This window comes from Rathayibacter sp. AY2B9 (genome assembly GCF_002931595.1).
Lineage (GTDB): Bacteria > Actinomycetota > Actinomycetes > Actinomycetales > Microbacteriaceae > Rathayibacter.
The window spans coordinates 16,261-40,610 of record NZ_PSUB01000012.1 but is presented as its reverse complement, the minus strand read 5'-3'; the positions used below and the strand labels follow the sequence as shown (position 1 = coordinate 40,610).

The following is a 24,350-nucleotide window of genomic DNA, read 5'->3' as shown; positions in this document are numbered from 1 at the left end:
AACGCTACGCCTCGAACCTCCGCGGCGGGCCCGGAACGTCCCGGTCCACAGCCTTCCAGAAGGGGGTGCGGTCCGAGACCGCGGCCGGGATGATCAGGGCATGGACCTCCCGTTCGCGCTCCCCGTCGCCCCGATGCTCGCCAAGGCCGTTCCTGCGGTGCCGGAGCAGACCGCCGTCGCGGGCGGATACTCCTACGAGCCGAAGTGGGACGGGTTCCGCGCGATCGTCTCGGTCTCCGGCGGGGAGTGCGAGATCGGGAGCCGCGGCTCCAAGCCGCTGACCCGGTACTTCCCCGAGCTCGTCGAGGCCTTCCTCCGGCTGCTCCCCGACGGCTGCGTGCTCGACGGCGAGATCGTCCTGGCGACCGGCGAGCCGGGAGCGCAGCGGCTCGACTGGGACCTGCTCTCGCAACGCATCCATCCGGCCGCGAGCCGCGTGACGATGCTGGCGGAGACCACCCCGGCGATGCTCGTCGCCTTCGACCTGCTCGCCGTGGACGGGCGCAGCATGCTCGAGGAGCCGTACTCGGCGCGGCGGGAGGCGCTCGCCGCGGTGATGGCCGGCGTCCCGCATCCGCTGCACCTCGGCCGCGCCACCGACGACGAGGCCCTGGCGCGCGACTGGCTCGAGCGCTTCGAGGGCGCAGGACTGGACGGCGTCGTGGCGAAGCCCCTGGCCGCGCCCTACTCCTCCGGGAAGCGCGCCGTGCTCAAGGTCAAGCACCACCGCACGGCCGACGTGATCGCGATCGGGTACCGCGAGCACGCCTCCAAGCCGGGCGTGGGCTCGATCCTGCTCGGCCTGCACGGCGACGACGGAGAGGTCCGCCAGGTCGGCGGGGCCTCGGCCTTCAGCGACGAGCGTCGCGTGCAGCTGGTGGAGGAGCTCGCACCCGCGGTCGAGCGCGACGCGGAGGGAGCACCGGTACGCGGCGAGGGCGAGCGGAGCCGGTTCTCGAGCGGCCGCGACACCTCCTTCGTGCGCCTGCGTCCCGAGCTCGTGCTCGAGGTCCGCTACGACCAGCGCGAGGGCGACCGCTTCCGGCACACCGTGCAGTTCGAGCGCTGGCGCCCTGACCGCGACGCCGCCTCCTGCACCATGGAGCAGCTGGAGCAGCCGACCGCGTACGACCTCGGCGACGTCCTCGGCTAGGCCTTCTTCGCGCGGCTGGGCTGCACGCGGGGCGGCTCGCCCGGCATCTTGGGGAAGTCGGGCGGGAACGGCAGCTCGCCGAGGCCGGCGGCGACATCGCGCTCCCACCAGCCGAGCAGGGCGTCGAGGTGACCGGGGGCGTCGTGCATCCGGGCCCACGGATCGCCGCGCTCGGCGAGGCGCACCGGGACCGTGCGGATCGTGAAGGCCCGCGGGTCGACGCCGTCGAGCTCGTCCCAGTCCAGCGGAGTGGAGACGGGAGCGTGCGCGAGCGGCCGCGGGCTGTAGGCACCGGCGATCGTCCGGTCGCGGTTGGCCTGGTTGAAGTCGACGAAGATCCGCTCGCCGCGCTCCTCCTTCCACCACGCCGTCGTGACCTTCTCGGGCATCCGCCGCTCCAGCTCGCGCGCCGCGGCGATCACCGCGTGGCGGACGTCGAGGAACTCGTGCTCGGCGACGATCGGCGCGAAGACGTGCAGGCCGCGGTTGCCGGACGTCTTCACGAACGGGTCGAGGCCGGCCTCCCGCAGGACCTCCCGCAGCGCGTGCGCGGCGACGACCGCGTCGGCGACGTCGGTGCCGGGCTGCGGGTCGAGGTCGATCCGGAGCTGGTCGGGCAGGTCGGGCGCATCGGCGCGGGACGCCCACGGGTGGAAGACGACGGTGTTCATCTGCGCCGCCCAGACGGCGGCCGCGGGCTCGTCGATCACGAGCTGCGGATGCACCCGCCCGCTCGGGTACGTCACCGGGACGGACCGGACGTACTCGGGCGCGCCCTTGGGCGGGTTCTTCGAGAAGAACTGCTCGCCCTCGATCCCGGAGGAGAAGCGCTGCAGCGAGACGGGGCGGCCGCCGTTCGCCGCGACGAACGGCTCGCCGACGGCGACCAGGTACTCCGCGACCTCGCGCTTGGTGATGCCCGGCTCCGGGAACAGCACGCGCTCGGGGCTCGAGATCCGCACCTCCCGGTCGCCGTGCGGTCCGGGGACGGTGAGGACGACGGCGTCGCTGCTGGGCATCTGCTGAGGCTAGCCCGCGGCGCCGCCCGGCGACAGGGGTCCTCCGGGGCGCCGCCGCAGCCGGATCGGGCCCTTCGCCCGCGAGGGGTCGACGACCTGTCCGCCCTGCACGATGTCGATCTCGCCCCGGTCGACCAGGCGGCGCGCGGCCCGGCGCACGGGCTCCATCAGCGGCCGCCACTCCTCGCCGCCGACCCGGCGCGCGACCTCGGACGGGCACGCCGTCGACGACGCCGCTCGCGCGAGCAGGACGGTGCGGATCTCCTCCTCGAGGCGCGCCTCCTCCGGTCCGACTCCGCGACGGCGGCAGGCGTCCGAGCAGTAGCGGACGTCGTCCCAGTCCCGTGCCCACTTCGCGCGCCACTCGATCTCGCGACCGCAGGAGGCGCAGGTCTTGCTCTCGGGATGCGCGGTGGACGTGCGCTGACGGTGGGCCATGCCCTCGAGTCTGCGCGCAGACCGCGGCCGCGGCGACGGGTTGCGCTGAGGGCGAGCGACGGGCGTGGACGCCGGCGCCGACGACGGGCACCCGATCCGGCGTGATCGGGAACAGGGAGCGGCGGATCGGCGTTCCCCGAGGTGGCGGCGTCATACTCCGCAATGGGGCGGCCCTCCCCCGGCCGGTGCGCCAGTCTGGAGGGGCCGTGCTGCGGCGCGACGGCGGGCCACCACCCCGTGCCGCACCCTCGATCGATCAGGAGTCTCCGATGAGCCGCGAGAACCTCGCCACCACCCCGGACCGCGAGCCGGAGCACCGCGCCTTCGCCGGACTCTCCCCGGAGGACTTCAAGCTCGCGTTCCGCAACCACGCCGCCGGAGTCGCGCTGATCACCGCCGACCCGGGCACCGGCCCGGTCGCCCTGACCGCGACCTCCGTCTTCTCGGTGAGCGCCGAGCCGCCGCTGTTCGTCTTCTCGCTCTCGTCCGCCTCGTCCAGCTCTCCGGCCATCCAGGCGTCCGAGACGCTGGTCGTGCACTTGCTCGGGGCGGAGCAGCTCGACCTGGCGCGCCTGGGCTCGACCAGCGGCATCGACCGCTTCGCCGACACGTCGCTCTGGTCCCGGCTGCCCACGGGCGAGCCGTTCTTCCCGGGCGCCGCCGCCTGGATCCGCGGCACGGTGATCAACCGCATGGAGGCGGGATCGTCCACGATCGTCGCCGTGCACGCCCTCGAGGCCCACGTGCCCGAGGACTCCGAGACCACGGCGCCGCTCGTCTACCACAACCGCACCTGGCACCACCTCGGCGAGCACTCCCGCCTCAGTTGAGCTCCGCGGGCGCTCCGGAGCAGGCGGTTCAGGCGTCCGGGCCGGTCGCCACCGTCCGGCCCGGCGTGCTCGACCACTGCGACCAGGAGCCCGGGTAGAGCGCCGGCGCGAAGCCCGCGAGCGTGAGCGCGACGACGTCGACCGCGGCCGAGACGCCGCTGCCGCAGTACACGCCGACGGGGGCGTCCTCCCGCACGCCGAGCGCCTCGAATCCCGCACGCAGGGCGGAGGCGGGCCGGAACCGCCCCGCGGAGTCGAGCGCCGCGGACGCGGGAGCGTTCCGAGCGCCGGGGATGTGGCCCGCCCGCGGGTCGATCGGCTCGACCTCGCCGCGGTACCGCTCAGGGGCGCGGGCGTCGAGCAGGACGCCCGCCGAGGGCAGCGCCGCCGCCTCGTCGATGTCCAGCACCGGGAGCCGACCGTAGGCCAGCTCGACGTCGCCCCGCTCGCGCAAGACGTCGCCCGTCTCGAGCTCCCGCCCCGAGCGGATCCAGCCGGCGAGCGACCCGTCGAGCAGGCGGACGTCCTCCACTCCCGTCGCCCGCAGCAGCCACCAGGCCCGCGCGGCCGGGACGCTACGCGCGTCGTCGTACACGACGACTGACCGGCCCCGGCGGAGCCCCCAGCCGCGCGCCGCCTCCTGCAGCACCTCGATCGGAGGCAGCGGGTGGCGCCCCTCCTCCGGCTCGCCGTGGGCGGCCAGCTCGTGATCGAGGTCGACGTGCACCGCGCCGGGCAGGTGGCCCGCGAGGTACTCCGGGCGGCCGTCGGGCCGGTCGAGGCGCCAGCGCACGTCGAGGACGAGCGGCGGCTCGGTGGAGGCCATGAGCTCGGCGAGCTCGTCAGGGGTGACCAGCAGGCTCTTGCGGCTGGAGGGGGTCGTCGGGGTCATGGCGTCCTTCCGATCCGCGTCGTCGGCGGAGTCCTGCCCCAGCATGCCGGGTCGCCCGGCGGCGCGGGAGCGGCCGGGGCACCGACCGGCCCCGACCGCCACAGAGGAGGGAAGGAGTGAGGCGGGACTCCCGCCCTCTCGATGGGAAGGGGTCAGTTCCGGCGGGGTGCGCCAGGAAGATCCTCGCAGGGGACGCCGTCCCCGTCTCCATCCAAGTTGCCGGCGTTGGCGTAGGTCTGGAACCAGGCGTTCGCTTCTGCCCAGTTCGAGAATGACGGGCACGTCCTGATCGGCCCATTCGGTCGCGGACCCGGCGCCGGTGCCGCGGCCTGCGTGCTCGCCCACATTGCGCGGCCCTGCGGCGAGTAGATCACCAGATTGCCGTCGTTCTGCATGACCATCCGGGAGCCCGGGCTGCCCGCCGTGCCGGACTGCCAGCGTGCTCCGCCGGAGCCCGCGTAGACCACGGCGTTGCCGTCGGACTGCATCTCGAGCCGGTTGCCGCCTCCGGACGTGCCGGCCGCCCAGCGGGCCGAGCCGCGCGAGTAGACGACGAGGTTGCCGTCGCCCTGCATGACCGCCTCGCTCCCTCCGTCGGAGGAGCGCAGCAGCTGTCCGGAGGTGAGCCGGCTCCCGGAGGAGAGGGTGTCCCGGACGGCGGGCGCGGGCGGCGCCGGAGGGGTGTCGCTCGCCCACAGCGCGCGGCCCGAGGCGGAGTAGACGACCAGGTTGCCGTCGTTCTGCATCTGCAGGCGGGATCCCGGGTTGCCCGCCGTTCCCGAGGCCCAGAGGGGTCGGCCCGAGGCGGAGGTGACCACGGCGTTGCCGTCCGACTGCATCGAGAGCGTCTCGCCCTCGCCCTGGGTGCCGGCGCCCCAGCGGACGTCCCCCCGCGAGTAGACCGCGAGATTGCCGTCGCCCTGCAGGGAGGCGCGGGACCGGCCGTCCGGCGAGGTGAGCTGCTGTCCCCGGCTGAGCCGCGAGCCGGAGGAGAGGACGTCGCGGATCTCGGGCGCGCGCGAGGTCGAGCTCGCCCAGAGCGGCCGTCCGGAGGCGGCGGTGATCACCAGGTTGCCGTCGTTCTGCATTTGCATCCGCGCGCCCGGGTTCCCGGGCGTTCCCGCCTGCCAGCGCACGCCGGACCCGGGGGCCGAGACCACCGCGTTCCCGTCGGTCTGCATCGCGAGGCGGTTGCCTGCTCCGGAGGTGACGGAGCTCCAGCGCGGCGATCCGTCCACGTAGACGACGAGATTGCCGTCGCTCTGCATCGCGGCGCGCGAGCGGCCGTCCGAGGCGGTCAGCTGCTGTCCCGGAGCGAGCTCGCGCCCGCTGTCGAGGACGTCGGCGATCGGCTCCGGCTCGGGCGCCTGCTCGTCGGCCGAGGACCAGGCCGTGTCCCCGTTCGGGCGGACGAGCACGAGCTGCCCGTCGTCCTGGATGAGGGCGAGCGCGCCGGTCTCTTCCGCGGTCCCGGACGCCCAGACGGGCATGCCGGAGCCGGTCACGACGACGAGGTTGCCGTCCTCCTGCATCCGCACCGTGGTCGCTCCGGTGCCCTGGGTCCTGGTGCTCCAGACGGGGCGGCGCCCGGCGTCGTAGATCACGGCGTTACCGTCCGCCTGCATCTCGAAGCTCGCGGAGTCTCCGTTCGAGAAGATGCGCTCGCCCGCATCGAGCGAGTCGCCGCCGAGGAGGGCGTTCGTGTAGGTCTGCGATCCGCGCGCCTCGGCGGGCGGAGTCTCCCCCGGGACGAAGGCGGTCGGAGTCTCGGCGACGGCCTGCGTCGCGAGGGCGGACGGCGCCAGAGCGGCGGAACCGCCCGCGGCGAGCAGGCAGGCGAGGGCCATCGCCGCGAGGCGATGAGGAGGTCGTGGCACGGAGAGCCCTTTCGGAGGCGGCGGCGGCGGAAGCCGGGGTCGAGCGGAGCCTGGCACGCGCTCGCCACGGCCGTCCATCCGGGCCGCGCGGAACTACTCAGCCGGAGCGGGCGATCCGCGCCGGCTGCGCGGGCGCCGCCTCCGGACCACGGAGCCTCCGGCCGGCTCGCGCGCCCCGGTCGGGGTTGTCGGCGATCGACGCGGATCGACGGAGGACGTGCTCCCACGGCCGGAGCGCACCCCGCGCGGGCGCCCCGGGAGGCGGCTCGGACCTCCCGCGGCTCGGAGGAGGTCCCCGTTCCTCCTAAAATCGGAGGCATGTCGAAAGTGTTGAGCAGTCTGCCCGTGGGCGAGCGTGTCGGAATCGCATTCTCGGGAGGCCTCGACACATCCGTCGCCGTCGCCTGGATGCGCGAGAAGGGCGCGGTGCCCTGCACGTACACGGCCGACATCGGCCAGTACGACGAGCCCGACATCGAGAGCGTCCCGTCCCGCGCGGCCCAGTACGGCGCCGAGATCTCGCGCCTCGTCGACGCGAAGAGCGCGCTGGTCGAGGAGGGGCTCGTCGCCCTGCAGTGCGGCGCCTTCCACATCCGCTCCGGCGGCAAGACCTACTTCAACACCACCCCCCTCGGCCGCGCCGTGACCGGCACCCTCCTCGTCCGCGCCATGCGCGAGGACGGCGTCGACATCTGGGGCGACGGCTCGACCTACAAGGGCAACGACATCGAGCGGTTCTACCGCTACGGCCTGCTCGCCAACCCCCGCCTGCGCATCTACAAGCCCTGGCTCGACGTGCAGTTCGTCAACGAGCTCGGCGGCCGCACCGAGATGTCGGAGTGGCTGGTCGCCCGCGGCTTCCCCTACCGCGACGCCACCGAGAAGGCCTACTCGACCGACGCCAACATCTGGGGCGCCACCCACGAGGCCAAGCGCCTCGAGGAGCTCTCCAGCGGCCTCGAGCTCGTCGAGCCGATCATGGGGGTCGCGTCGTGGCGCGACGAGGTCGAGATCGCCTCCGAGGTCGTCTCGGTGCGCTTCGAGGCCGGCCGTCCCGTCGCGCTGAACGGCGTCGAGTTCTCGGACGCCGTCGCGCTCGTGCTCGAGGCGAACGCGATCGGCGGACGCCACGGGCTCGGCGTCTCGGACCAGATCGAGAACCGGATCATCGAGGCCAAGAGCCGCGGCATCTACGAGGCCCCCGGCATGGCGCTGCTGCACATCGCCTACGAGCGCCTGCTGAACGCGATCCACAACGAGGACACCGTCGCCCAGTACCACTCGGAGGGCCGCCGTCTCGGCCGCCTGATGTACGAGGGCCGCTGGCTCGACCCGCAGTCGCTGATGCTGCGCGAGTCCATCCAGCGCTGGGTCGGCTCGGCCGTCTCCGGGGAGGTCACCCTGCGACTGCGCCGCGGCGACGACTACACGATCCTCGACACGACCGGCCCCGCGCTGAGCTACCACCCCGACAAGCTCTCGATGGAGCGCGTCGGCGACGCCGCCTTCGGCCCCGAGGACCGCATCGGGCAGCTCACGATGCGCAACCTCGACATCGCCGACTCCCGCTCGCGGCTCGAGCAGTACGCGGCCGCCGGCCTCGTCGGCGGTCCGACCGCCGAGCTCGTCGGCGAGCTCGAGATCGGCGAGGCCGATGCGATCACCGAGGGCGGCGGGTCCGCAGCGGCAGACGCGCTGGGACGCGCCACCGACCTGGCCTCGGAGGGTGCGGCGTTCGACGCCGGAACCGACTGACCCCGCCCGTCCGACGCCCCCGCGCGCATCCGTCCCACCGGGACGCGAGGCGCACGGGGGCGTCGTGCCGTGCGGGCCGACCCGGCGCGCCGGGTGCGAGGGCGGGCCCGGCGCGAGAGCGGTGCTCCGGCGTTCGTCGCGCCGGCCGTCAGGGCGCGGAGGATCGGACGAGCGCGAGCGCGGCGTCCACGGTGGCGAGCGACTGCGCCGGATCGACGCGGGCCAGCACGAGCGCGGCCACCAGGAGCGACACGAGGACGTCCGCCTGAGCCGACGCCCACGCCTGCGCGTCAGGCCAGCGGGCCAGCGCTCCGGCGCGCAGTGCGCCCAGCAGCTCGGCCCGGTAGTCGGCGATCACCTCGCGCACGGCGTCGTCGCGCGCGATCGGCGCGCCCGCGGCGTTGAGCAGCAGGCAGCCGCTCCTCGCGGAGAGCGTGCGGGAGTCGGCGAGCGCCGCCCGCAGCCCGGCGAAGTACTCCTCGAGCGCCGTCGGCGACGCCCCTCGCGGATCGACGAGCGGGGCGAGCCGGGGCCGCACCACCTCGTCGAGGTAGCTCTGCACGGCAGCGTCGAAGAGCCCGCGCTTGCTGCCGAAGGCGTGGTAGAGGCTGGAGCGGCGCAGTCCGGTCGCGGACTCCAGGTCCGGGAGCGACGCCTCCTCGAAGCCGCTCTCCCAGAAGACGGCGCGGGCGGCGCGGACGACCTGCTCGGTGTCGAAGCCCTGCGTGCGACCCACGGTGCTCCTCCTGAGGGGTGACAGCTGCGGCGCCGCACTGGCGCGGACCGCTCGCTCCAGTATATTGTGGACTGGTCGTTACACAATCGGTGCGGAGCCCTCCGCATCACGACCATCGCCTGGAGGCCCGCCGTGATCGTTCTCGGACTGGTGCTCGCCGCTCTCGCCGCGGCGCTGCACGTCTACATCTTCGTGCTCGAGTCGGTCCTCTGGACGACCTCGCGCGCCCGATCGACGTTCGGCACGACCGCCGGCGAGGCGGAGGCGACGAAGGAGATGGCCTACAACCAGGGCTTCTACAACCTCTTCCTCGCCGTCGTCACCGTGGCGGGCATCGTCGCCGTCGCGATCGGCGCCACCGCCGTCGGCGCGGCCCTCGTGTTCGCCGGCGCCGGATCGATGGTCGCCGCAGCACTCGTCCTGCTCCTCTCCGCTCCGACCAAGCGCCGCGCCGCGCTGACCCAGATGACCCCGGGTCTGCTCGCGGTGATCGCTCTCGCCGTCGGCCTCTCACTCTGATCCCCTCCGATCCACCACCACGAAAGGTCCTATGAGCACCGTCACCAGCACCCAGATCCAGCTCGTCCGCCGCCCCGACGGCTGGCCCGTCGCCGAGGACTTCCGGACCGCGACCGTGGAGTACGGCGATCCGGCCGCGGGCGAGATCCGCGTCGAGAACGCCTTCCTCTCGGTCGACCCCTACATGCGCGGCCGCATGAACGACGTGAAGAGCTACACCCCGCCCTTCGCCCTCGGCGAGACCATGACCGGCGGTGCCGTCGGCCGGGTGACCGTCTCCGACGACCCCGCGTTCCCCGTCGGCAGCGCGGTCCTGCACCAGCTCGGCTGGCGCGACGTCGTGCAGGCCGAGTCGTCGCAGTTCCGCGTCGTCCCCGAGATCCCCGGAGTGCCGCTCTCGCTCCGCCTCGGCATCCTCGGGATGACCGGACTCACCGCGTACGTCGGGCTCACCGCCATCGCGGGCATGAAGGAGGGCGACACCGTCTTCGTCTCGGGCGCCGCGGGAGCCGTCGGCTCGGCCGCCGGTCAGATCGCGCGCCTTCTCGGAGCCGAACGGGTCGTCGGATCCGCGGGCTCGGCCGAGAAGGTCGCCCTGCTCACCGAGAAGTACGGCTACGACGCCGCCTTCGACTACCACTCCGGCCCGGTCCGCGAGCAGCTGGCCGAGGCCGCGCCCGACGGGATCGACGTGTACTTCGACAACGTCGGCGGCGACCACCTCGAAGCGGCCCTCGACGCCTTCCGCGACGGCGGCCGCGCGGCGCTCTGCGGAGCGATCGCCGGCTACAACAGCACCGAGAAGACGCCCGGCCCCGACAACATGGCGAACATCATCACCCGCGGTCTCACGCTGCGCGGATTCACGCTGTCCGGCTACCTCGACCACGCGCCGGAGTTCAACCGGCTGATGGCCGGCTGGTTCGCCGACGGAGAGATCGCCTACGACGAGACCGTCGTCGACGGCATCGACCACGCCGTGGACGCGTTCCTCTCGATGATGCGCGGCGGCAACACCGGGAAGATGGTCGTCCGCGTCTAGCGCCGACCCCGTGCGGCGGGCGCGAGGAGGGGGCACCTCCGGACGCCCGCCGCACCCGTCCTCCGCCTCCCTGTCCGGGATCTCCGAGCATGCTCGCGGATCCGCGGGGCCGTTCGGTCCGGGCGGTGGCAGACTGCGGACATGAGCACGTTCTCGCACCGGACCGGCGCCTCCGCGCCGGCAGCAGCAGCACTCGTCCTCGTCCTCTCCGGCTGCGCGGGCAGCGGCGGAGCCCCGTCCGCGCGGACGCCGCTCCCGACGCCGACCGCGACCGCGACCCCGACGTCTTCGCCGACTCGCGCTGCGACGCCGACTCCCACCGTGACCGTGACGGTCACGGCGACCCCCGAGCCCTCGTCGACCGGTTCTCCCGCCGCGGATCCGGCGGCGGCGCGCTGCACGGGCTCCGACCTGACGATGGAGTACCGCCCCGACCCCGACGCGTCGGGTGCCGGGAACAGCGCCTTCGACCTCGTGCTCACCAGCACCTCCTCCTCGGACTGCGCTCTCGCGGGCATCCCCGGCGTCTACGCGACCGACGCCGACGGGAACCGGATCAGCGCGGTCGCCGACGCGTCCGGCCCGAACCCCGATGCTCCCGTGATCCTCGTCCCCGGCGCCCGGGCGGACGTCCGGGTCGCCTGGCACTCCCCCGGCGCCTACGGCTGCGCGGTCGGGACCTCCGCGTTCCTCGTCGCCGAGGTCCTCGACGCCCCGGACGGCGCGGTCCGCGCCCCCGCCGAGCTCCAGGTGTGCACCGACGGCACCGTGATGATGGACGCGTCCGCCTACACGCTGCTCTGAGCCCTCGCCGAGCGCGCACGCCTCCTGCGCGGCCCGCTCACCGGGCGCGACCCCTTGACCGGGCGCGGCGCAGCCGGGACCCTCGCACTACACGCCCCCACCCCACCCCGGAGGTCACCATGAAGGTCGGCTCACTCGTTCTCCGTCTCGCCGTCGGCGGGCTCTTCGTCGGACACGGTCTGCAGAAGCTGCGGGGCTCGTTCGACGGCCCCGGCCTCGACGGCACCGAGCAGATGATGTCGAGCCTGGAGATGCACCCGGCCCGGCGCAACGCCGTCGCCGCAGCGGTGACCGAGACGGCCGGAGGCGCCGCTCTCGCCCTCGGCGCCGCGACTCCGCTCGCCGCCGCCGGACTCGTCGCCACGATGGTCACCGCCGTGCGCAAGGTGCACTGGAGCAACGGCCTGTGGAACGCGGGCGGCGGGTGGGAGTACAACGCCGTCCTCGTCGCGGCGACGGCCGCGATCGTCGCGGACGGCCCCGGCGCGCTCTCGTTCGACGCCCTGATCGGCAAGCGCAAGTGGGGAGCCGGCTGGGCGCTGTTCGCCCTGATCGGCGGAGCGGCTGCGTCGACCGCCCTGATCGAGGCCGGCCGACGCGCCGCGCCGGTCGGAGCGGGCACCTCCGGCTCCGACGACGGCGGGTCGGACGACGACGGCGCCGACTCGACCGCCTCGTAGCCCCGCTCCCCGCACTGTGCGGGCGCGGTAGCGTCGGAGGCGTGACCGAGACACGCGCCTCCGACCCCGACCGCCCCGAGACCGACGCGCTCGCCCTCTGGCTCGCGGCGGTCGAGCGCCTCGACGCTCAGGACGACCCGGACGGCGTCGTCGAGCGGATGCGCGTCCTCGCAGCCCGCTACCCGGGACACGACGGAATCGCCGCTTTCGAGCTGGGCGGCGCCCTCGACAGCGCGGGACACGAGGCGGAGGCGGCGGTCGAGTACGAGCGCGCCCTCGCAGCCGGCCTGGATGACGAGCGGCGGGCGCGGTTGACGATCCAGTACGCCTCGACACTCCGGAACCTCGGCCGCACCGATGAGGCGATCGACCTCCTCGCCGGCGCCGCCGCGCACCCAGCGGTGGGCTCCGCGCGGGAGGTGTTCCTCGCGCTCGCCCTGCACAGCGCCGGGCGCGTCGACGAGGCCCTGCGGATCGCGCTGGAGGCGCTTGCTCCGGGGCTCCCCCGGTACCAGCGCTCCGTCCGCGCCTACGCCGCCGCCCTCACCGACCCCGAGCAGTAGCGCGGACGGCTCCTCCGCCCGGAGGCTCGGCGCGGCGAGCGCTGAGCCTCCATGGGCGCCGACTCAGTCCTCGAGCAGGATCGCGTCGATCTGCCCCATCGCCTGGCGGAGTCCCTCCTCCATGCCCATCTGGACCATCTGCTCGAGCTGCTCGACCGACTCGAAACGGCTGCTGAGGACCATCCGCGTGCGCCCCGGCTCGATCTCGTCGAGGGTGACCGTGGCCCGGGTGATCCCCAGCGCGTCGACCGGGTCGCCGCGCTCGTCGGCGAAGCCGTCCTCGAACTCGAACCGCGTCGGCTCCTCCACCCGGGTCACGCGCCACCAGCCGCGCGCCTGCTCGCCGTCCGGTCCCGTCATGACGTAGGCGCTCCGTCCGCCCTCGACCGGCTCGTGCCGCTCGAAGGTCGCCGGCCAGGTCGGCGGCCCCCACCAGCGCTCGAGGCGGCGCGGATCCGTCCAGAGGAGCCAGACGCGCTCGATCCCCGCGTCGAACTCGGCGGTCACGGTCAGGGTCAGTTCCTCGATGTCCTTCACGGACTGCAGCACGCTCATCGCGCCTCTCCCTCCAGCAGATCCCGCGCGCCGGTCGGCTCGCGGGTGTCACTCCTCGTCGAGGAGGTCCGACATGCGGTCGATCCTCCCCGCCCACAGCTGCTCGTAGGCGTCGAGCAGGCGCGACGCCCGCCGCACTGCGGCGACCTCGCCCTGCACCAGCTGCTCCCGCCCCCTCCTCCGCTTGCGGACGAGTGCCGCCCGCTCGAGGACGGCCACGTGCTTCTGCACCGCCGCGAACGACATCTCGTAGCGCGCCGCGAGTGCGGAGACGGACTGCTCGCCGACCAGGACCCGGGCGACGATGTCGCGGCGGGTGCTGTCGGCCAGCGCCCGGAAGAGCAGGTCGATGTCGGCGTCCATTCGTACAACCATGTGGTTGCACATTAGGGCCGTCCCCTCCCCCGCGCAAGAGCATCCGTCTCCGGGGCGAGCGCACCGACCGGCGCCCGACCTCAGGCGCTCGCGGCATCGAGGGCCTCGGCAGCGGCCGCGAGCACCCAGTCCGGCAGGGGGCGGGCCGCGAACAGCGAGGCGTAGAGCCGGGCCATCGAGTCGTCGGGGTCGAGCCGCAGCGCCTCGTCGAGGTGGAGCCCCGCGAGGCTCGAGACTCCCCTCGCCCACCAGCACCACGCGAGAACGGTGAGCACGGAGGAGCGCGCCTCCTCCGGCGCCAGCGCGGCGGCGCGGGCGAGGAGCCCGGTCGCCCGCGCCAGACGGCCGCGCTCCGGAGCACGCCCGCTGCCGAGCAGCAGGGCCGACAGCTCGAGGTCGTGGTCGTCGTCCGTTCCGGCGCGGGCGTCGCCCACCGCGCCGGGCGGCACTCCCACTCCTGCCTGCGGGCTCCGCGCGATCCGCACGGTCACGCGGTCGCGGAGGGGCGGCGACTGCAGGGTCCGCACGATCAGTCCTTCGCGGCGGACGTCCCGCGGTCCGCTGAGCCAGCGCTCGACGAGCCGTTCCGTGTCGCCGACCAGGGGCGGCCGGCGGAGCACCTCCGCGACGAGCGCGCGATCCTCCTCGGCGACCGGCGGCAGCACGGAGAGCGCGTCGATGTCCAGTGGCTCGTCGGCCACCGCTCGGGCGAGGACGCCGGTCTCGCTCCGCTCGATCTCGAGGAGCGGACGTGGCCTGCGGCACTCCTCGGCGTCCGTGTAGCGCCCCCATCCGTCGGCGGCGATGCAGGCCACGGCGATGATGTCCAGGCGCGTGCGCCCCAGGCGCCGGAGCACCGCGTGGCCGAGGTCAAGATGCGGGATCCCCCGCTCCTCGGCGTAGCCCGCACGGGTGCAGACCACCACCAGCACACCGGTGGCCCGCGGCATCGTCTCCATCATGGCCGCGCAGCCGCCCGCCAGCGCCTCCGCCTCCATCCCGCGCGGCGTCTCCGGGAGCGGGATCCGGAAGCCTCCCCCGGCGCGCGTGCCGAGGAACGGCACCACCACGACGGACTCCTCCGGACGGATGCCGATGATGGAGGGGACGGCCGCCAGGAGGTCCTGGATCGCGCTCGCCCGCAGGACTTCGGGATCGCGGCGGCGGGACGGAGGAGCAGGGGTTCGCTGTGTGGATGTCATGTCCGACACCCTGCTCGCGTCGCCGGCGGCGCGAGATCCCGCCGGCCCGGACCGGGGAGAACCGGAGCGGATCGGCGCCTGTGGAGGAGCGCTCGGGGCCGGCGGCTCAGCCGGCCGCGGGAGCCCGCAGCACCTTCGCCATCGGCCGTCCCTTCGCGATCTCGTCGATCAGCTTGTCGAGGTACCGGATGCGCTGCATCAGCGGATCCTCGATCGTCTCGACCCGCACGCCGCAGATCACCCCCGTGATCGCCGAGGCCTGCGGAGGCAGGCGCGCCGCCGCGAAGAACTCCTCGAAGGTCGTCCTGCTCTCGAGGTGCCGGGCCAGCTCCTCGTCCGAGAAGCCGGTGAGCCAGCGAACCGCCTCGTCGACCTCCTCCCTCGTCCGGCCCTTGCGCTCCGCCTTCGCCACGTAGGAGGGGGTGCACGTCGGCGAACGCCACGGAGAAGATCCTGCTCATGGCCGGGAAGCGTACTCGCGCGACGCCCGGCGCGGCAGAGGGGCCCGCCCCGCTATCCTCCCCAGTGGCCCTCGCGCCTCCATACCGCAGCCCACAGAGAGAACCACCGTGAGCCTCCTCCGCACCAAGTCCGTCGAGCAGTCGATCGCCGACACCGATGAACCCGAGTACAAGCTCAAGAAGTCGCTGACCGCGCTCGATCTCACGGTCTTCGGCGTCGGAGTCGTCATCGGCGCCGGCATCTTCACCCTCACCGGCCGCGCCGCCCATGACATCGCCGGGCCGGCGATCGTCCTGAGCTTCGTCGTCGCCGCCTTCGCCTGCGCCCTCGCGGCCATGTGCTACGCCGAGTTCGCCTCCACGGTCCCGGTGTCGGGCTCCGCCTACACCTTCTCCTACGCCTCCCTCGGCGAGCTCTTCGCCTGGATCATCGGCTGGGACCTGATCCTCGAGCTGTTCCTCGGAGCGAGCGTGGTCGCGCAGGGGTGGAGCGCGTACCTCGGGTCGCTGCTGCAGCAGCTGGGAGTGACCCTCCCGCCGGCGCTCACCTACGGCGGCGTGGTCGACGTGCCGGCGATCCTGCTCGTCCTCGTGCTCGGCGCGCTGATGACCTTCGGGATCAAGGAATCGCTGCGCGTCAACCTGGTGCTCGTCGCGATCAAGCTGTTCATCGTCCTGTTCGTCATCATCGCGGGCCTGCAGTTCATCAACACCGCCAACTACACGCCGTTCGTCCCCGCCGCCGAGCCCTCGCAGTCCGCGTCCGGTCTGACCCAGCCGCTGCTCCAGTTCCTCTCGGGCATCGAGCCGGCCACGTTCGGGGTCGGCGGCATCATCGCCGGCGCCTCCCTGGTGTTCTTCGCCTACATCGGGTTCGACGTCGTCGCGACGACCGCGGAGGAGACCCGCCGCCCCCAGCGCGACCTGCCCATCGGCATCATCGCCTCGCTGATCATCTGCACGGTCCTGTACTGCGCCGTCGCCCTCGTCGTGACCGGCATGGTCCCCTACCGCGAGCTCGACCCGTCGGCCGCGCTCGCCAACGCGTTCGCCTACCACGGGCAGACCTGGATGGCGACGGTCATCTCGGCCGGCGCCGTCGCGGGCCTGACCACCGTCGTGCTGACGCTGCTGATCGGAGCGACGCGCATCATCTTCGCGATGGCGCGCGACGGGCTCCTCCCCCGGCGCCTGGCCACCGTCCACCCGCGCCTGCGCACGCCGTGGTTCACCTCCGTGGTCGTGACGATCGTCGTCGCGCTGCTCGCCGGCCTCACTCCGATCGGCGTGCTCGAGGAGATGGTCAACATCGGAACGCTCTCGGCGTTCGTGCTGGTCTCGGTCGGCGTCGTGGTGCTGCGCCGCAAGCGGCCCGACCTGAAGCGCGGCTTCCGGGTCCCGCTGAACCCGTGGCTCCCGCTGCTCTCGGCCCTGATCTGCACCTACCTGATGCTCAACCTCTCGATCGAGACCTGGCTGCGCTTTCTGATCTGGCTGGCCGTGGGCTTCGCGATCTACTTCGCCTACTCGCGCAGCCACGCGAAGATCGGCACGAAGCCCTAGGGGGCCAGGCCCACCTTCGGCCTGGCCCAGGAGCGTCCGCGCGTGTCCTTGAGGATGTCGTACTCCACCTCGACGTGCGGCTCGATCGCGCTGTACTTGTCGTTCGGGGCGCCGATCACGAGCTGGAAGCCGAGACCGCGCCACGCACCGATCGCCCGCTTGGTGAAGTGGGCGTCGGCCTTGATCAGCGCCTCGTCCATGAAGACCGGGGCGTACCGGGGGCGGTCGGCTCCCGCGTCGCCGAGCTGGTAGCGCAGCGCCGCTCCGACGATGAAGGCGATCAGCTCCTGCGACTCCCCGCCGGACTTCTCGCCGATGTGGTCGTACAGCGCCACGTGCGCTCGGGTGACGGCGTCCACGCGCTCGGCGCTGACCCGGACGTGGTTGCGGACGTCGACGAGGTCGCCGAAGTCGGGCGCGGTGCGCCGCAGCCGCTGGATGAGCCGGGACATCCGCCGGTAGACCTGCTCGCGCTCCTCCTCCGCGGACACGGCCTGGATCTGCGCGCGCACCTCGCGGAGCTCGCGGCGGAAGCGACGGCGCACCTCCGACTGGTTCTCGCGCGTCGTGATCTGCAGGCGATGGCCGTCGTCGTAGAACGGCAGATCCTGCATGATCACGTTGATCGGCTCGATCCGCTCGCGGATCTCCCTCAGCGAGCGGCCGAGCGTGGAGTCGAAGCTCGTGAGGTCGTTGCCGGAGAGCGTGAGCAGGCTGTCGCGCCACTCGGTCTCGAGCCGGTGCAGGCCGCTGGTCTCGAGGGCGTCGAGCAGCCGCTCGAAGTCGCCCGCGGACGCCTCGGGGTCCGCGAGCAGGTTGGGGTTCGGCCAGCGGTCGAGGAAGCCGGCCATGATCCGGCCGGCGCTCTCGCGCTGCTGCTCGTGCGACTCGGCCGCGGAGCGGCGGTCCTCCGCCAGTCGCTGCGCCGCCGTGGCGAGCGCTGCGTCGAAGCGGACCAGGACGTCCGAGGCGCTGCCGGACGCTGCGGCCTCGGTCAGCGTGAACCGGGCGTCGAGGAAGGCGCGCTGGTCGTCGTCGAGCTCGCGTCCTGCGCGCTCCGCCGCATCGAGAACCGCCTGGCTCGCGTCGACGTCGTCGACCACGACGGCCCACTCCGCCTCGATCCGCTCGCGCTCCACACCGGCGCGCGCGATCTCCTGGCGGAGGCGCTCGAGGCGGCCGCGCAGCCCGTCGATCTGCTCCTGCAGGCCGGCGAGCTCGGGGTTCGCCTCCGCAGCCTCGGCGCCGACCGCCTCCCAGCGCTCCTGCTCGGCGAGCAGCGACTCGACGTCGACCGTCTCCCAGCTCACCAGCGCGAGGCGGGCGTGGCGCGTCATCCGGTCGTCGAGCGCATCGAGGGCCTCCTCCGCCGCCGACGCCGCCGAGACGGACGCCGCGCTGCGGGCCCGGGCCGCCTCGACCAGGGCGTTCAGCTCGCGGAGACGACGGGAGTTGGAGAAGCCGAGGACGTTCGCGGCACCGTGGCCGCCGTGCGCACCGCGCTGCCCCTGCGAGAGCTGACCGGTGAGGGTCAGGGCGAGCCGGTGGCGCCCGAGCTCCGCAGCGCTGTCGACGCACACGTAGCCGAAGCGGTCCTCGAGCCGGTCCTGCAGCCAGCCGGTGAAGGCGGTGGCGCGGTAGTCGAGGCGCCCGGGCAGCGTCTGCGGGTCGAGGCCCCGCACCTCCTCGAGCCCGGTCTCCACGCCCTCGTAGCGGAGCCGGACCGGGAGCCGGAGGGAGTCGATGGCGCGGCGGAAGCGGTCGAGGTGGGCGGAGTCGATCATCAGCGTCGTCGCGAAGCCGCCGAGGGCGAGCGTGAACGCCTCGCGCCAGGGCTCGAACTCGGCACGCACCTCGACCAGCTCGCCGACGAAGGGCAGGTCGTCGGCGGTGAGGCCGGCTGCCTCCGCGATCCGCTCGCGCGCCTCGTGCAGAGGCCGGGGGATGTTGTCCCGACGGTCCGAGGCCGAGCGCTGCTCCGCCTCGAGCTCGGCGAGCTCGCGCGCCGCGGCCTTCCGCTCGGCGACCGCGTCCGACCAGGCCGCACGGGTGCTGCGCTTGGCGTCGGCCGCGCTCGCCGCCCGGGCGAGCACCGCCTCAAACCGCTCGCGGGTGGTCTCCGGCTCGCCGAGAGCGCGCAGGTCCTCCTCGAGCCGGGCGCGGTTCTCGCGCGCCGCGCCCAGCCGCCGCTCCACCTCGCGGAGCTCGCGCTGGGCCGTCTCGAGGCGGTCGCCGCCGGAGGCCCGCAGCACCTCGGCGAGCCCGTCCCGCTCCGACTCCGCCGCCTCGGCGAGGGCCCGCTTCTCGCGGAGCACGGCGTCGACGGCGCGGGTGCGCTCGCGCAGCTCGGCCTCGACGTCGCGCAGCAGGCCGAGGCGCTGCTCAGCGCGCCACAGGGCCGCCGGCGACACCGGGGCATCGAACTCCCCGAGTGCGTCGATGAGGCGCACGCGCTCCGCGGACGCGGCGATGCGCAGGCGCAGGCCCCGCAACGGCTCGAGTGCCGCGACCTGCTGGCGCGCGGTGAGCATCCGCTGCCGGGTGCTCTCGAGCTCGTCGAAGTGGGCGACGACCGCGTCGGCGGAGGCCAGGGTCTCGGGCTCCTCGAGCACGAGCCGCTTGTAGAGGTCGTCGACGGTCGTGATCTGCTGACCGGCCTGGATGCGGGCGAGCAGGCTCATCGCCTTCGATCCGGCTCCCGCCGCTCCGATGCCGAGCACCGCGTGCAGACGCGCCGAGAACTCGCGATCGGTGCCGAGCGGATCCAGGCCCGCCGCGCGCAGCGACGCGTCGGAGAAGCGGTGCGCCGCCGCCCGGTCGAGCGCGGCGAGGTCGACCGGGCCCTCGGCGCTCGCGCGGATCCGCACGGTCTCCTCGAGCACCCGGGAGCCGGCCGGGACGTACCAGGCGCGGACCGCGCTGAAGCGCGAGCCGTCGTGGTCGACCCAGGTCATCGCGACGGCGGTCCAGGTGTCGACTCCGTCGCCGCGCAGGACGCGCATGGTCGTGCCCTCGTCCGTGCGCGACTCGTCGAGCTTGCCGCGCGCGTAGGAGAGGATGTTGCGCTGGTCCTCGCCGCGCGGACGGCCCGTCACTCCGCCGTTCGAGGCGCCGTTGAACGGCGTGGTGTGCGGCATCATCAGGGCGATGTAGGCGTCCATCAGCGTGGACTTGCCGGAGCCGGAACCGCCGCAGAGCAGTGTGGCCCCCGGCGAGAAGCGGACCCGGTGCGCGCCGTCGTAGCCGCCCCAGTTGACCAGCTGCAGGTCCTCGGCGAGCCACTGCTGACCGCGGGAGGCGGCGGGGATCAGGCCGAAGAGGGTGTCGAGCATCGTCATCGGGGGTCGTCCTCCGGGTCGGGGGTGTCGTCGTCGGTCGGGTCGTCGTCCAGCGGCTCGTCGTCCGCGACATCGGCTCCGGGCAGGACGCCGTCCGTGGGCGGGTCCGCGTCCTCGTCAAGGCCGTCGCCCTCGAGCGCGTCGTCGTCCGCCTGCGCCGGGTCGTCCGAGCCGGGCTCCTCGGCGAGCGCCGCGTCTGCGACCACCGAGGAAGCGGCCTCGCCCGCCCGCCCGCGCAGCCAGTCGCTCAGCTCCCGCAGCTTCGGCGCGCTCAGCACGATCTCCACGATCGGGCTGATCCGGTACCGCCCTGCGGACTCCTCGTCGACGATGCCGTCGCGCCCGAGCCGCTCCAGCGCCTTGCGGACCATGCGCTGCCGGCGGGCGGTGTCGCGCTCGGCGTCGGCGAAGTAGCTGAGCACCGTCTGCTCGACCTCCTCGACGTCCACGCGCGCCGACGCCTCGCCGGCCGCCGACTCCCGCTGATGGACCGTGCGCAGGTGCACCAGGACCAGCGTCTCGGCGCGGGTGTAGGGGAGGTCGCGCAGCAGCACCGGCATCTCCACCTCGTCGGAGCGCACCTGCTGCTTGTAGGCGACCCCGCGCTCGTGGTCGACGACGAGCCGCACGAACAGGTCGTTCAGCCGCGACTCGATCAGCTGCCGGTGCTCCTGGAGCACGGCCCACTGCTCGCGGTGGCGGTCGGCGAGGAGGAAGCGGCGCTGCAGCACGTGCACGAGCACCCGGCGCACCTCGGTGTCGAGGACGCCGCGGTCGCCGGGGAAGAGCTCGTCGGGGTCCTCCTCCATCGACACGGGCGCGATGAACGGATCGGCGGCGGGCCCGTCGGTCGCCAGGGTGTCACTCATCGTCGGTCTCCTCCTCGGTGCGGGCGGTCACGGATCCGAAGGCGAAGCGGCGCACGGTCCCGTCGGGTCGGCGCGTGCTCACGACGGAGTAGCCCTCGCGGTCGACGAGGCCCGTCCGGTGCGCGATCTCGAGCAGCCCGAGCAGGTCGACGGGCCGTCGCGTGTCCTCCGGAGCCGCGCTGAACGCGTCCGCCAGATCGAACTCGTCGCCGAGCTCCGCCACGTAGGCCTCCAGCTCCGCGTAGCGGGGACCGCCCCAGGCCCGGCTGTCGTCGCCGACGAACTCGGCGTCGCCGTCGTCTCCGGCCAGGGGCGCCGGCCCGCCGGCCGGACGCACGTCTCCCAGGGTCTGGCGCAGGTGGCCGATCCCGGCGACGGGCAGGTGCCGCAGCGGCGTGACCGGCGCGTCCGGCGAGATCCCGCCCGTCCACTCCTGGAGCCCCGCCATCACGTCGCGCAGCAGCTCGTCCACCTGGCGGTCGCGAGCGGGGTCGTGGGTGCGGACCTGGCCCGTGATGACGTGGGACGCGCGACGCTGCGCGGTCAGGACCTCCTGCACGCCCAGCTCCACCCGGCGGCCGATCGCGGCCAGCTCCCCGCGCTGGGCCGGGTCCATCAGGCGGGAGAACGGCTGCACGAGCACCGTGTGGAGCTGGTCGGCGAGCGCGTCGATCCGCTCGGGGTCGCCCAGGAGGCGGAGGGCTCCGGCGAACGCACGGCCCTCGCTGGTCGCCTGCATCACGTGCTGCCCGCGCTCGAGGTACTCCCGCAGCACCTCGCCGGTCGGGCGGACGTCGCGGCGCAGATCCGCGACCACGTCGCGCTGCATCGCCTTGATCGACTCCGCCACCCGCGCGAAGTCGGCCGGCAGCTCGCGGGCGAGGTGCACCACGTTCTCGGCCTCCTCCAGGAGCTGCTCGTCGTCGGCCGGCTCGAGACCGGCGCCCTCCTCGAGGGCGGCGATCTCGACGTCCAGGCGCGCCCGCTCCTCGCGGAGCCGCGAGAGCCGGGCCTCCGGGTCGGGCTCGACGTCCGCGGCCAGCCGCTCGACCGCCTCCAGCAGAGTGCGCACCCGCGAGTTCGAGACGCGCGTGCGTCCGCCTCCGGTGCGCCCGGTGATCTCGAGGGCGCTCACGGCGTGGGCGCTCAGCCGGTAGACCTCGGCCTCGCCCTCGATCTGCGGCACGAGCCAGCCGACGCGGACCCAGTAGCGGCACACCTCGCGCGCCGTGCCGCTCGGCAGAGCGCGCTCGCCCTCGTCGTACCCGGCCGAGCGCAGCTCCTCGAGCAGCTCCCCCACCTCGGCGTGCGCGTCGGCGACCGCCACGGCCTGCCGGTCGACGGTGAACACGAGCGACAGGGCGGCGACGACGAACGGCGCGTAGCGGCCGTGGAGGAGATCGAGTGTCGGCGTCCGGAAAGCGCCGAGGGAGCGCAGGTAGGCGGCCTCGGCGCGGGAGTTCGACATCGCCCTCAAGGATAGGCGGCGGGCCGGCATCGCGCGGACGAGGCGCCAGGGGCCGTCCCGCTCGCGGACCCGACCTCCTCGGCCCGCCCCGATCCTGCGAGCGGCAGGACGACGGCAGCCGCTCCTCGCCGTTCCGCCGGGGTCGCGATCGCATCGACGCGAGATTCGCCCGACGCCGTCACCGGCCGACAGCCGCCACCCCGCCCGCCGAGCTCTGCGGCACCGGTCCGCACCTCCACAGAGAGAACCCGGTGACCGCGGAGGCGTGCTCCCCCGACTCCGTCGCCGCCGGCCCCCACTCCTGCAGCTCGGTGCACCCGTCAGCCACCACGGCCTTCCGCACCGACTCGGTCGGCGGAGCGGAGTTCTTCAGCACCAGCAGAGGCGTGCGTCCTGCCGCGATCATCCGGGTGACGTCCTGCTCGGTGAAGACCCGCGCCTGGCCGGAGTAGCCGCCGTCGGTGAGCACGCTCGCGCCGGTCGCCGTGATGATCGGCGCCGAGATCGCCCAGGAGTCGGTGAGGAACAGGGGCGCGCCGTCCACCCCGCCGCCGGCGGCACGAGCGGCGGCGACCAGGCCGGTCTCGTCGGCGGTCATCGAGTCGTGCCCGCCGACCGCGTCCGGCGATGAGACCGCGAACGGAGCCGAGGTCTCGGCCCGCTGCGGGAAGCGCAGGCCGACGAGCGCGTCGCCGCCCGACCCGTCGAGGGACGCGTCGAGCACCTGCAGGCTGAACGCGACCGGCCCGGCCAGGATCACGACCGCTGCCGCGAGCGCGACGGGACGACGGCGGGCCGCTTCCCTCCGGCTCCCGACCGCTCGCTCCACCGCACCGCCCCTCCGTCGCCGCGCCGCCACCGCGACCACGACGAGCCCTGCTCCGGCGAGCGCCGCGAACGGCAGGCCCAGCACCGCGGGCAGCTGCCCGCCCACGGCGAGCACCGCGCTCCACGCCGTCTGCGCGACGAGGAGGAGCGGCAGCACCAGCCGCGCGACGACCCGGGTCGACGCGAGCAGCCGCACCGCTTCCGCCCAGCCCAGCGCCGCGAGGAGCGCCAGCTGCACTCCGATCGCCGCGACGTAGGCGGTGTGCGGCACCGTCGCCACCGAGAGCACCGCCGCCGCCGTCGCCAGCCACACCGCGGTCAGGACCAGGAGGGCGAACGGACCGCGGGTGCTCCCCCGCCGCGGCCGCCAGCGCACCGCCCCCAGGATCAGCCCCGCGAGCGCCGCGGGATACAGCCAGCCGACCTGCGTCGCGTACTGCGCGAGCAGAAGCTTCACCGGCGACGATCCCGCCGCTCCGCCCATCGCCGCGACGTGGGCGGACGCGACGACGGCGCCGGGCACCGCGCCCGAGATCAGCCGGTCGAGCCCGTTGAACCCGAACACCATCGCGAACACGTCGTTCCCCGTCGACCCGTCGATGTACGGCCGGCCGCCCGCAGGCACCGCCTGGATCGCGACCGTCCACGCCACGGAGGCGCCCACCGCGACGGCCAGGAGCCCGCCCGCCCAGGCGAGGGCTCGGCGCCACCCGCGCACCCCGACGAGAGTCGCCACCACGAGCGCCGGCAGGACGAACCAGGCCTGCATCATCTTCGCCTGGAAGCCGATCCCGATGGACAGCCCGGTCATCAGGAGCGGCCACCACCGCCCGGTCAGCACCGCGCGCTGCCACCACACCAGCGCCACGGCGAGTGCCGCCGTGAGCAGCCCGTCCTCCATCGGGTGCCCGAACATCGACACGAAGATCGGCGTGCTCGCCGCCGCTGCCGCCGCGACCAGCCCGAGCCCCCGGCCGCCCCACCGGAGCCCGAGGACCGAGCACGCCGCGACCGTGATCAGCCCCTCGATCAGCTGCGGCAGCGCGATCGACGACGTCGACATGCCGAACAGCCGGATGCTCAGCGCCTGCGGCACCGCGAACCCCGCCAGCTTGTCCAGCGTCACCGTGGCAGCGGGATCGAAGGCTCCGAACGCCAGCGCGTGCCACGACTCCGACATCGACCGTGCCGCCGCCTCGTAGAAGACGGCGTCTCCGCCCCGGGCGAGATTCCAGCCGGTGAGGACCGTCGAACCGCACAGGATCGCGAGGAGGGTGAGCCGCGCCCACCGGGGTTCGCGCCACCAGCGGGCGAGCGGAGCGGAGTGGGTCACGTCCACCGACGCTAGGGAGCCGGCCTGCCGCCGCCCTTGCGGGCGGTCGG

The 24,350-nt window shown here is 73.9% G+C and carries 21 protein-coding genes and 1 pseudogene; 9 read left to right on the top strand and 13 right to left on the bottom strand.

The genetic code is table 11. The annotated features are described in order from the left end of the window. Positions 1 to 100: 100 nt before the first annotated feature. Positions 101 to 1,153 (top strand): ATP-dependent DNA ligase, encoded by a 1,053-nt coding sequence (locus C5C25_RS11950; RefSeq protein WP_104250733.1) that lies wholly within the window; start codon positions 101 to 103, stop codon positions 1,151 to 1,153. Here the strand turns inward: C5C25_RS11950 and ligD are convergent. Next, positions 1,150 to 2,172 carry a non-homologous end-joining DNA ligase gene (ligD, locus tag C5C25_RS11945; RefSeq protein ID WP_181133693.1) on the bottom strand — a complete coding sequence of 341 codons (1,023 nt, stop codon included), beginning with the start codon at positions 2,170 to 2,172 and terminating at the stop codon, positions 1,150 to 1,152. The genes C5C25_RS11950 and ligD overlap by 4 nt on opposite strands. A gap of 9 nt (positions 2,173 to 2,181) precedes the next feature. Beyond that, a complete protein-coding gene (locus C5C25_RS11940; protein WP_104225402.1) occupies positions 2,182 to 2,610 on the bottom strand; it encodes a DUF2256 and DUF3253 domain-containing protein in 429 nt (142 codons plus the stop codon). A 269-nt stretch (positions 2,611 to 2,879) separates the two neighbouring features. Between C5C25_RS11940 and C5C25_RS11935 the strand changes: the two genes are divergently transcribed. Then, positions 2,880 to 3,440, top strand: a complete 561-nt coding sequence (locus tag C5C25_RS11935) for a flavin reductase family protein (protein ID WP_104222547.1) — start codon at positions 2,880 to 2,882, stop codon at positions 3,438 to 3,440. 28 nt (positions 3,441 to 3,468) lie between these two features. On the opposite strand, the gene C5C25_RS11930 is transcribed toward C5C25_RS11935, so the two are convergent. Continuing rightward, on the bottom strand, positions 3,469 to 4,332 hold the full coding sequence (locus tag C5C25_RS11930) for a sulfurtransferase (protein ID WP_104250766.1): 864 nt from the start codon (positions 4,330 to 4,332) through the stop codon (positions 3,469 to 3,471). Between the two features lie 152 nt (positions 4,333 to 4,484). Further along, the gene (locus C5C25_RS16870; protein WP_181133692.1) at positions 4,485 to 6,179 is read right to left on the bottom strand and encodes an excalibur calcium-binding domain-containing protein; all 1,695 of its coding nucleotides are present in this window, start codon (positions 6,177 to 6,179) and stop codon (positions 4,485 to 4,487) included. A 348-nt stretch (positions 6,180 to 6,527) separates the two neighbouring features. On the opposite strand from C5C25_RS16870, the gene argG reads away from it, so the two are divergent. Then, the gene (gene argG / locus C5C25_RS11920; RefSeq protein WP_104222545.1) at positions 6,528 to 7,964 is read left to right on the top strand and encodes an argininosuccinate synthase; all 1,437 of its coding nucleotides are present in this window, start codon (positions 6,528 to 6,530) and stop codon (positions 7,962 to 7,964) included. A 148-nt stretch (positions 7,965 to 8,112) separates the two neighbouring features. Here the strand turns inward: argG and C5C25_RS11915 are convergent, their stop codons facing one another. Continuing rightward, on the bottom strand, positions 8,113 to 8,700 hold the full coding sequence (locus C5C25_RS11915; RefSeq protein WP_104238589.1) for a TetR/AcrR family transcriptional regulator: 588 nt from the start codon (positions 8,698 to 8,700) through the stop codon (positions 8,113 to 8,115). Positions 8,701 to 8,832: 132 nt separating this feature from the next. Between C5C25_RS11915 and C5C25_RS11910 the strand changes: the two genes are divergently transcribed. The 5 genes from C5C25_RS11910 (at position 8,833) to C5C25_RS11890 (ending at position 12,308) form a co-directional block, all read left to right on the top strand. Continuing rightward, on the top strand, positions 8,833 to 9,219 hold the full coding sequence (locus tag C5C25_RS11910; RefSeq protein ID WP_104222543.1) for a DUF1304 domain-containing protein: 387 nt from the start codon (positions 8,833 to 8,835) through the stop codon (positions 9,217 to 9,219). Between the two features lie 31 nt (positions 9,220 to 9,250). Further along, a complete protein-coding gene (locus tag C5C25_RS11905) occupies positions 9,251 to 10,261 on the top strand; it encodes an NADP-dependent oxidoreductase (protein WP_104222542.1) in 1,011 nt (336 codons plus the stop codon). A 141-nt stretch (positions 10,262 to 10,402) separates the two neighbouring features. Beyond that, a complete protein-coding gene (locus tag C5C25_RS11900; protein ID WP_104250731.1) occupies positions 10,403 to 11,065 on the top strand; it encodes a DUF4232 domain-containing protein in 663 nt (220 codons plus the stop codon). A gap of 119 nt (positions 11,066 to 11,184) precedes the next feature. Further along, on the top strand, positions 11,185 to 11,745 hold the full coding sequence (locus C5C25_RS11895; RefSeq protein ID WP_104222539.1) for a DoxX family protein: 561 nt from the start codon (positions 11,185 to 11,187) through the stop codon (positions 11,743 to 11,745). Between the two features lie 41 nt (positions 11,746 to 11,786). Beyond that, a complete protein-coding gene (locus tag C5C25_RS11890) occupies positions 11,787 to 12,308 on the top strand; it encodes a tetratricopeptide repeat protein (protein WP_258059938.1) in 522 nt (173 codons plus the stop codon). A 63-nt stretch (positions 12,309 to 12,371) separates the two neighbouring features. On the opposite strand, the gene C5C25_RS11885 is transcribed toward C5C25_RS11890, so the two are convergent. The 4 genes and pseudogenes from C5C25_RS11885 to C5C25_RS11870 form a co-directional block, all read right to left on the bottom strand. Continuing rightward, the gene (locus tag C5C25_RS11885; RefSeq protein ID WP_104222538.1) at positions 12,372 to 12,863 is read right to left on the bottom strand and encodes an SRPBCC domain-containing protein; all 492 of its coding nucleotides are present in this window, start codon (positions 12,861 to 12,863) and stop codon (positions 12,372 to 12,374) included. Between the two features lie 48 nt (positions 12,864 to 12,911). Then, the gene (locus C5C25_RS11880) at positions 12,912 to 13,238 is read right to left on the bottom strand and encodes a metalloregulator ArsR/SmtB family transcription factor (protein ID WP_104222609.1); all 327 of its coding nucleotides are present in this window, start codon (positions 13,236 to 13,238) and stop codon (positions 12,912 to 12,914) included. Positions 13,239 to 13,318: 80 nt separating this feature from the next. Further along, positions 13,319 to 14,440, bottom strand: a complete 1,122-nt coding sequence (locus C5C25_RS11875) for a DUF4192 family protein (protein WP_104250730.1) — start codon at positions 14,438 to 14,440, stop codon at positions 13,319 to 13,321. A 106-nt stretch (positions 14,441 to 14,546) separates the two neighbouring features. After that, positions 14,547 to 14,901, bottom strand: a pseudogene (locus C5C25_RS11870) (DUF2200 domain-containing protein). 108 nt (positions 14,902 to 15,009) lie between these two features. On the opposite strand from C5C25_RS11870, the gene C5C25_RS11865 reads away from it, so the two are divergent. Continuing rightward, positions 15,010 to 16,464, top strand: coding sequence for an amino acid permease (locus C5C25_RS11865; RefSeq protein ID WP_104250729.1), 1,455 nt, complete (start codon positions 15,010 to 15,012; stop codon positions 16,462 to 16,464). On the opposite strand, the gene C5C25_RS11860 is transcribed toward C5C25_RS11865, so the two are convergent. The 4 genes from C5C25_RS11860 to C5C25_RS11845 form a co-directional block, all read right to left on the bottom strand. Next, complete coding sequence (locus C5C25_RS11860) at positions 16,461 to 19,802, bottom strand: ATP-binding protein (protein WP_104250728.1); 3,342 nt, start codon at positions 19,800 to 19,802, stop codon at positions 16,461 to 16,463. The two genes, C5C25_RS11865 and C5C25_RS11860, sit on opposite strands and share 4 nt — an antisense overlap. Beyond that, positions 19,799 to 20,671, bottom strand: coding sequence for a DUF4194 domain-containing protein (locus tag C5C25_RS11855; RefSeq protein WP_104250727.1), 873 nt, complete (start codon positions 20,669 to 20,671; stop codon positions 19,799 to 19,801). Before C5C25_RS11855 ends, C5C25_RS11860 begins: the two co-directional genes overlap by 4 nt. Beyond that, positions 20,664 to 22,139: a DUF3375 domain-containing protein gene (locus C5C25_RS11850; RefSeq protein WP_104250726.1), complete on the bottom strand. Its 1,476-nt coding sequence runs from the start codon at positions 22,137 to 22,139 to the stop codon at positions 20,664 to 20,666. Before C5C25_RS11850 ends, C5C25_RS11855 begins: the two co-directional genes overlap by 8 nt. 178 nt (positions 22,140 to 22,317) lie before the next feature. Beyond that, complete coding sequence (locus tag C5C25_RS11845) at positions 22,318 to 24,300, bottom strand: glycosyltransferase family 39 protein (protein ID WP_104250725.1); 1,983 nt, start codon at positions 24,298 to 24,300, stop codon at positions 22,318 to 22,320. Positions 24,301 to 24,350: the final 50 nt, after the last annotated feature.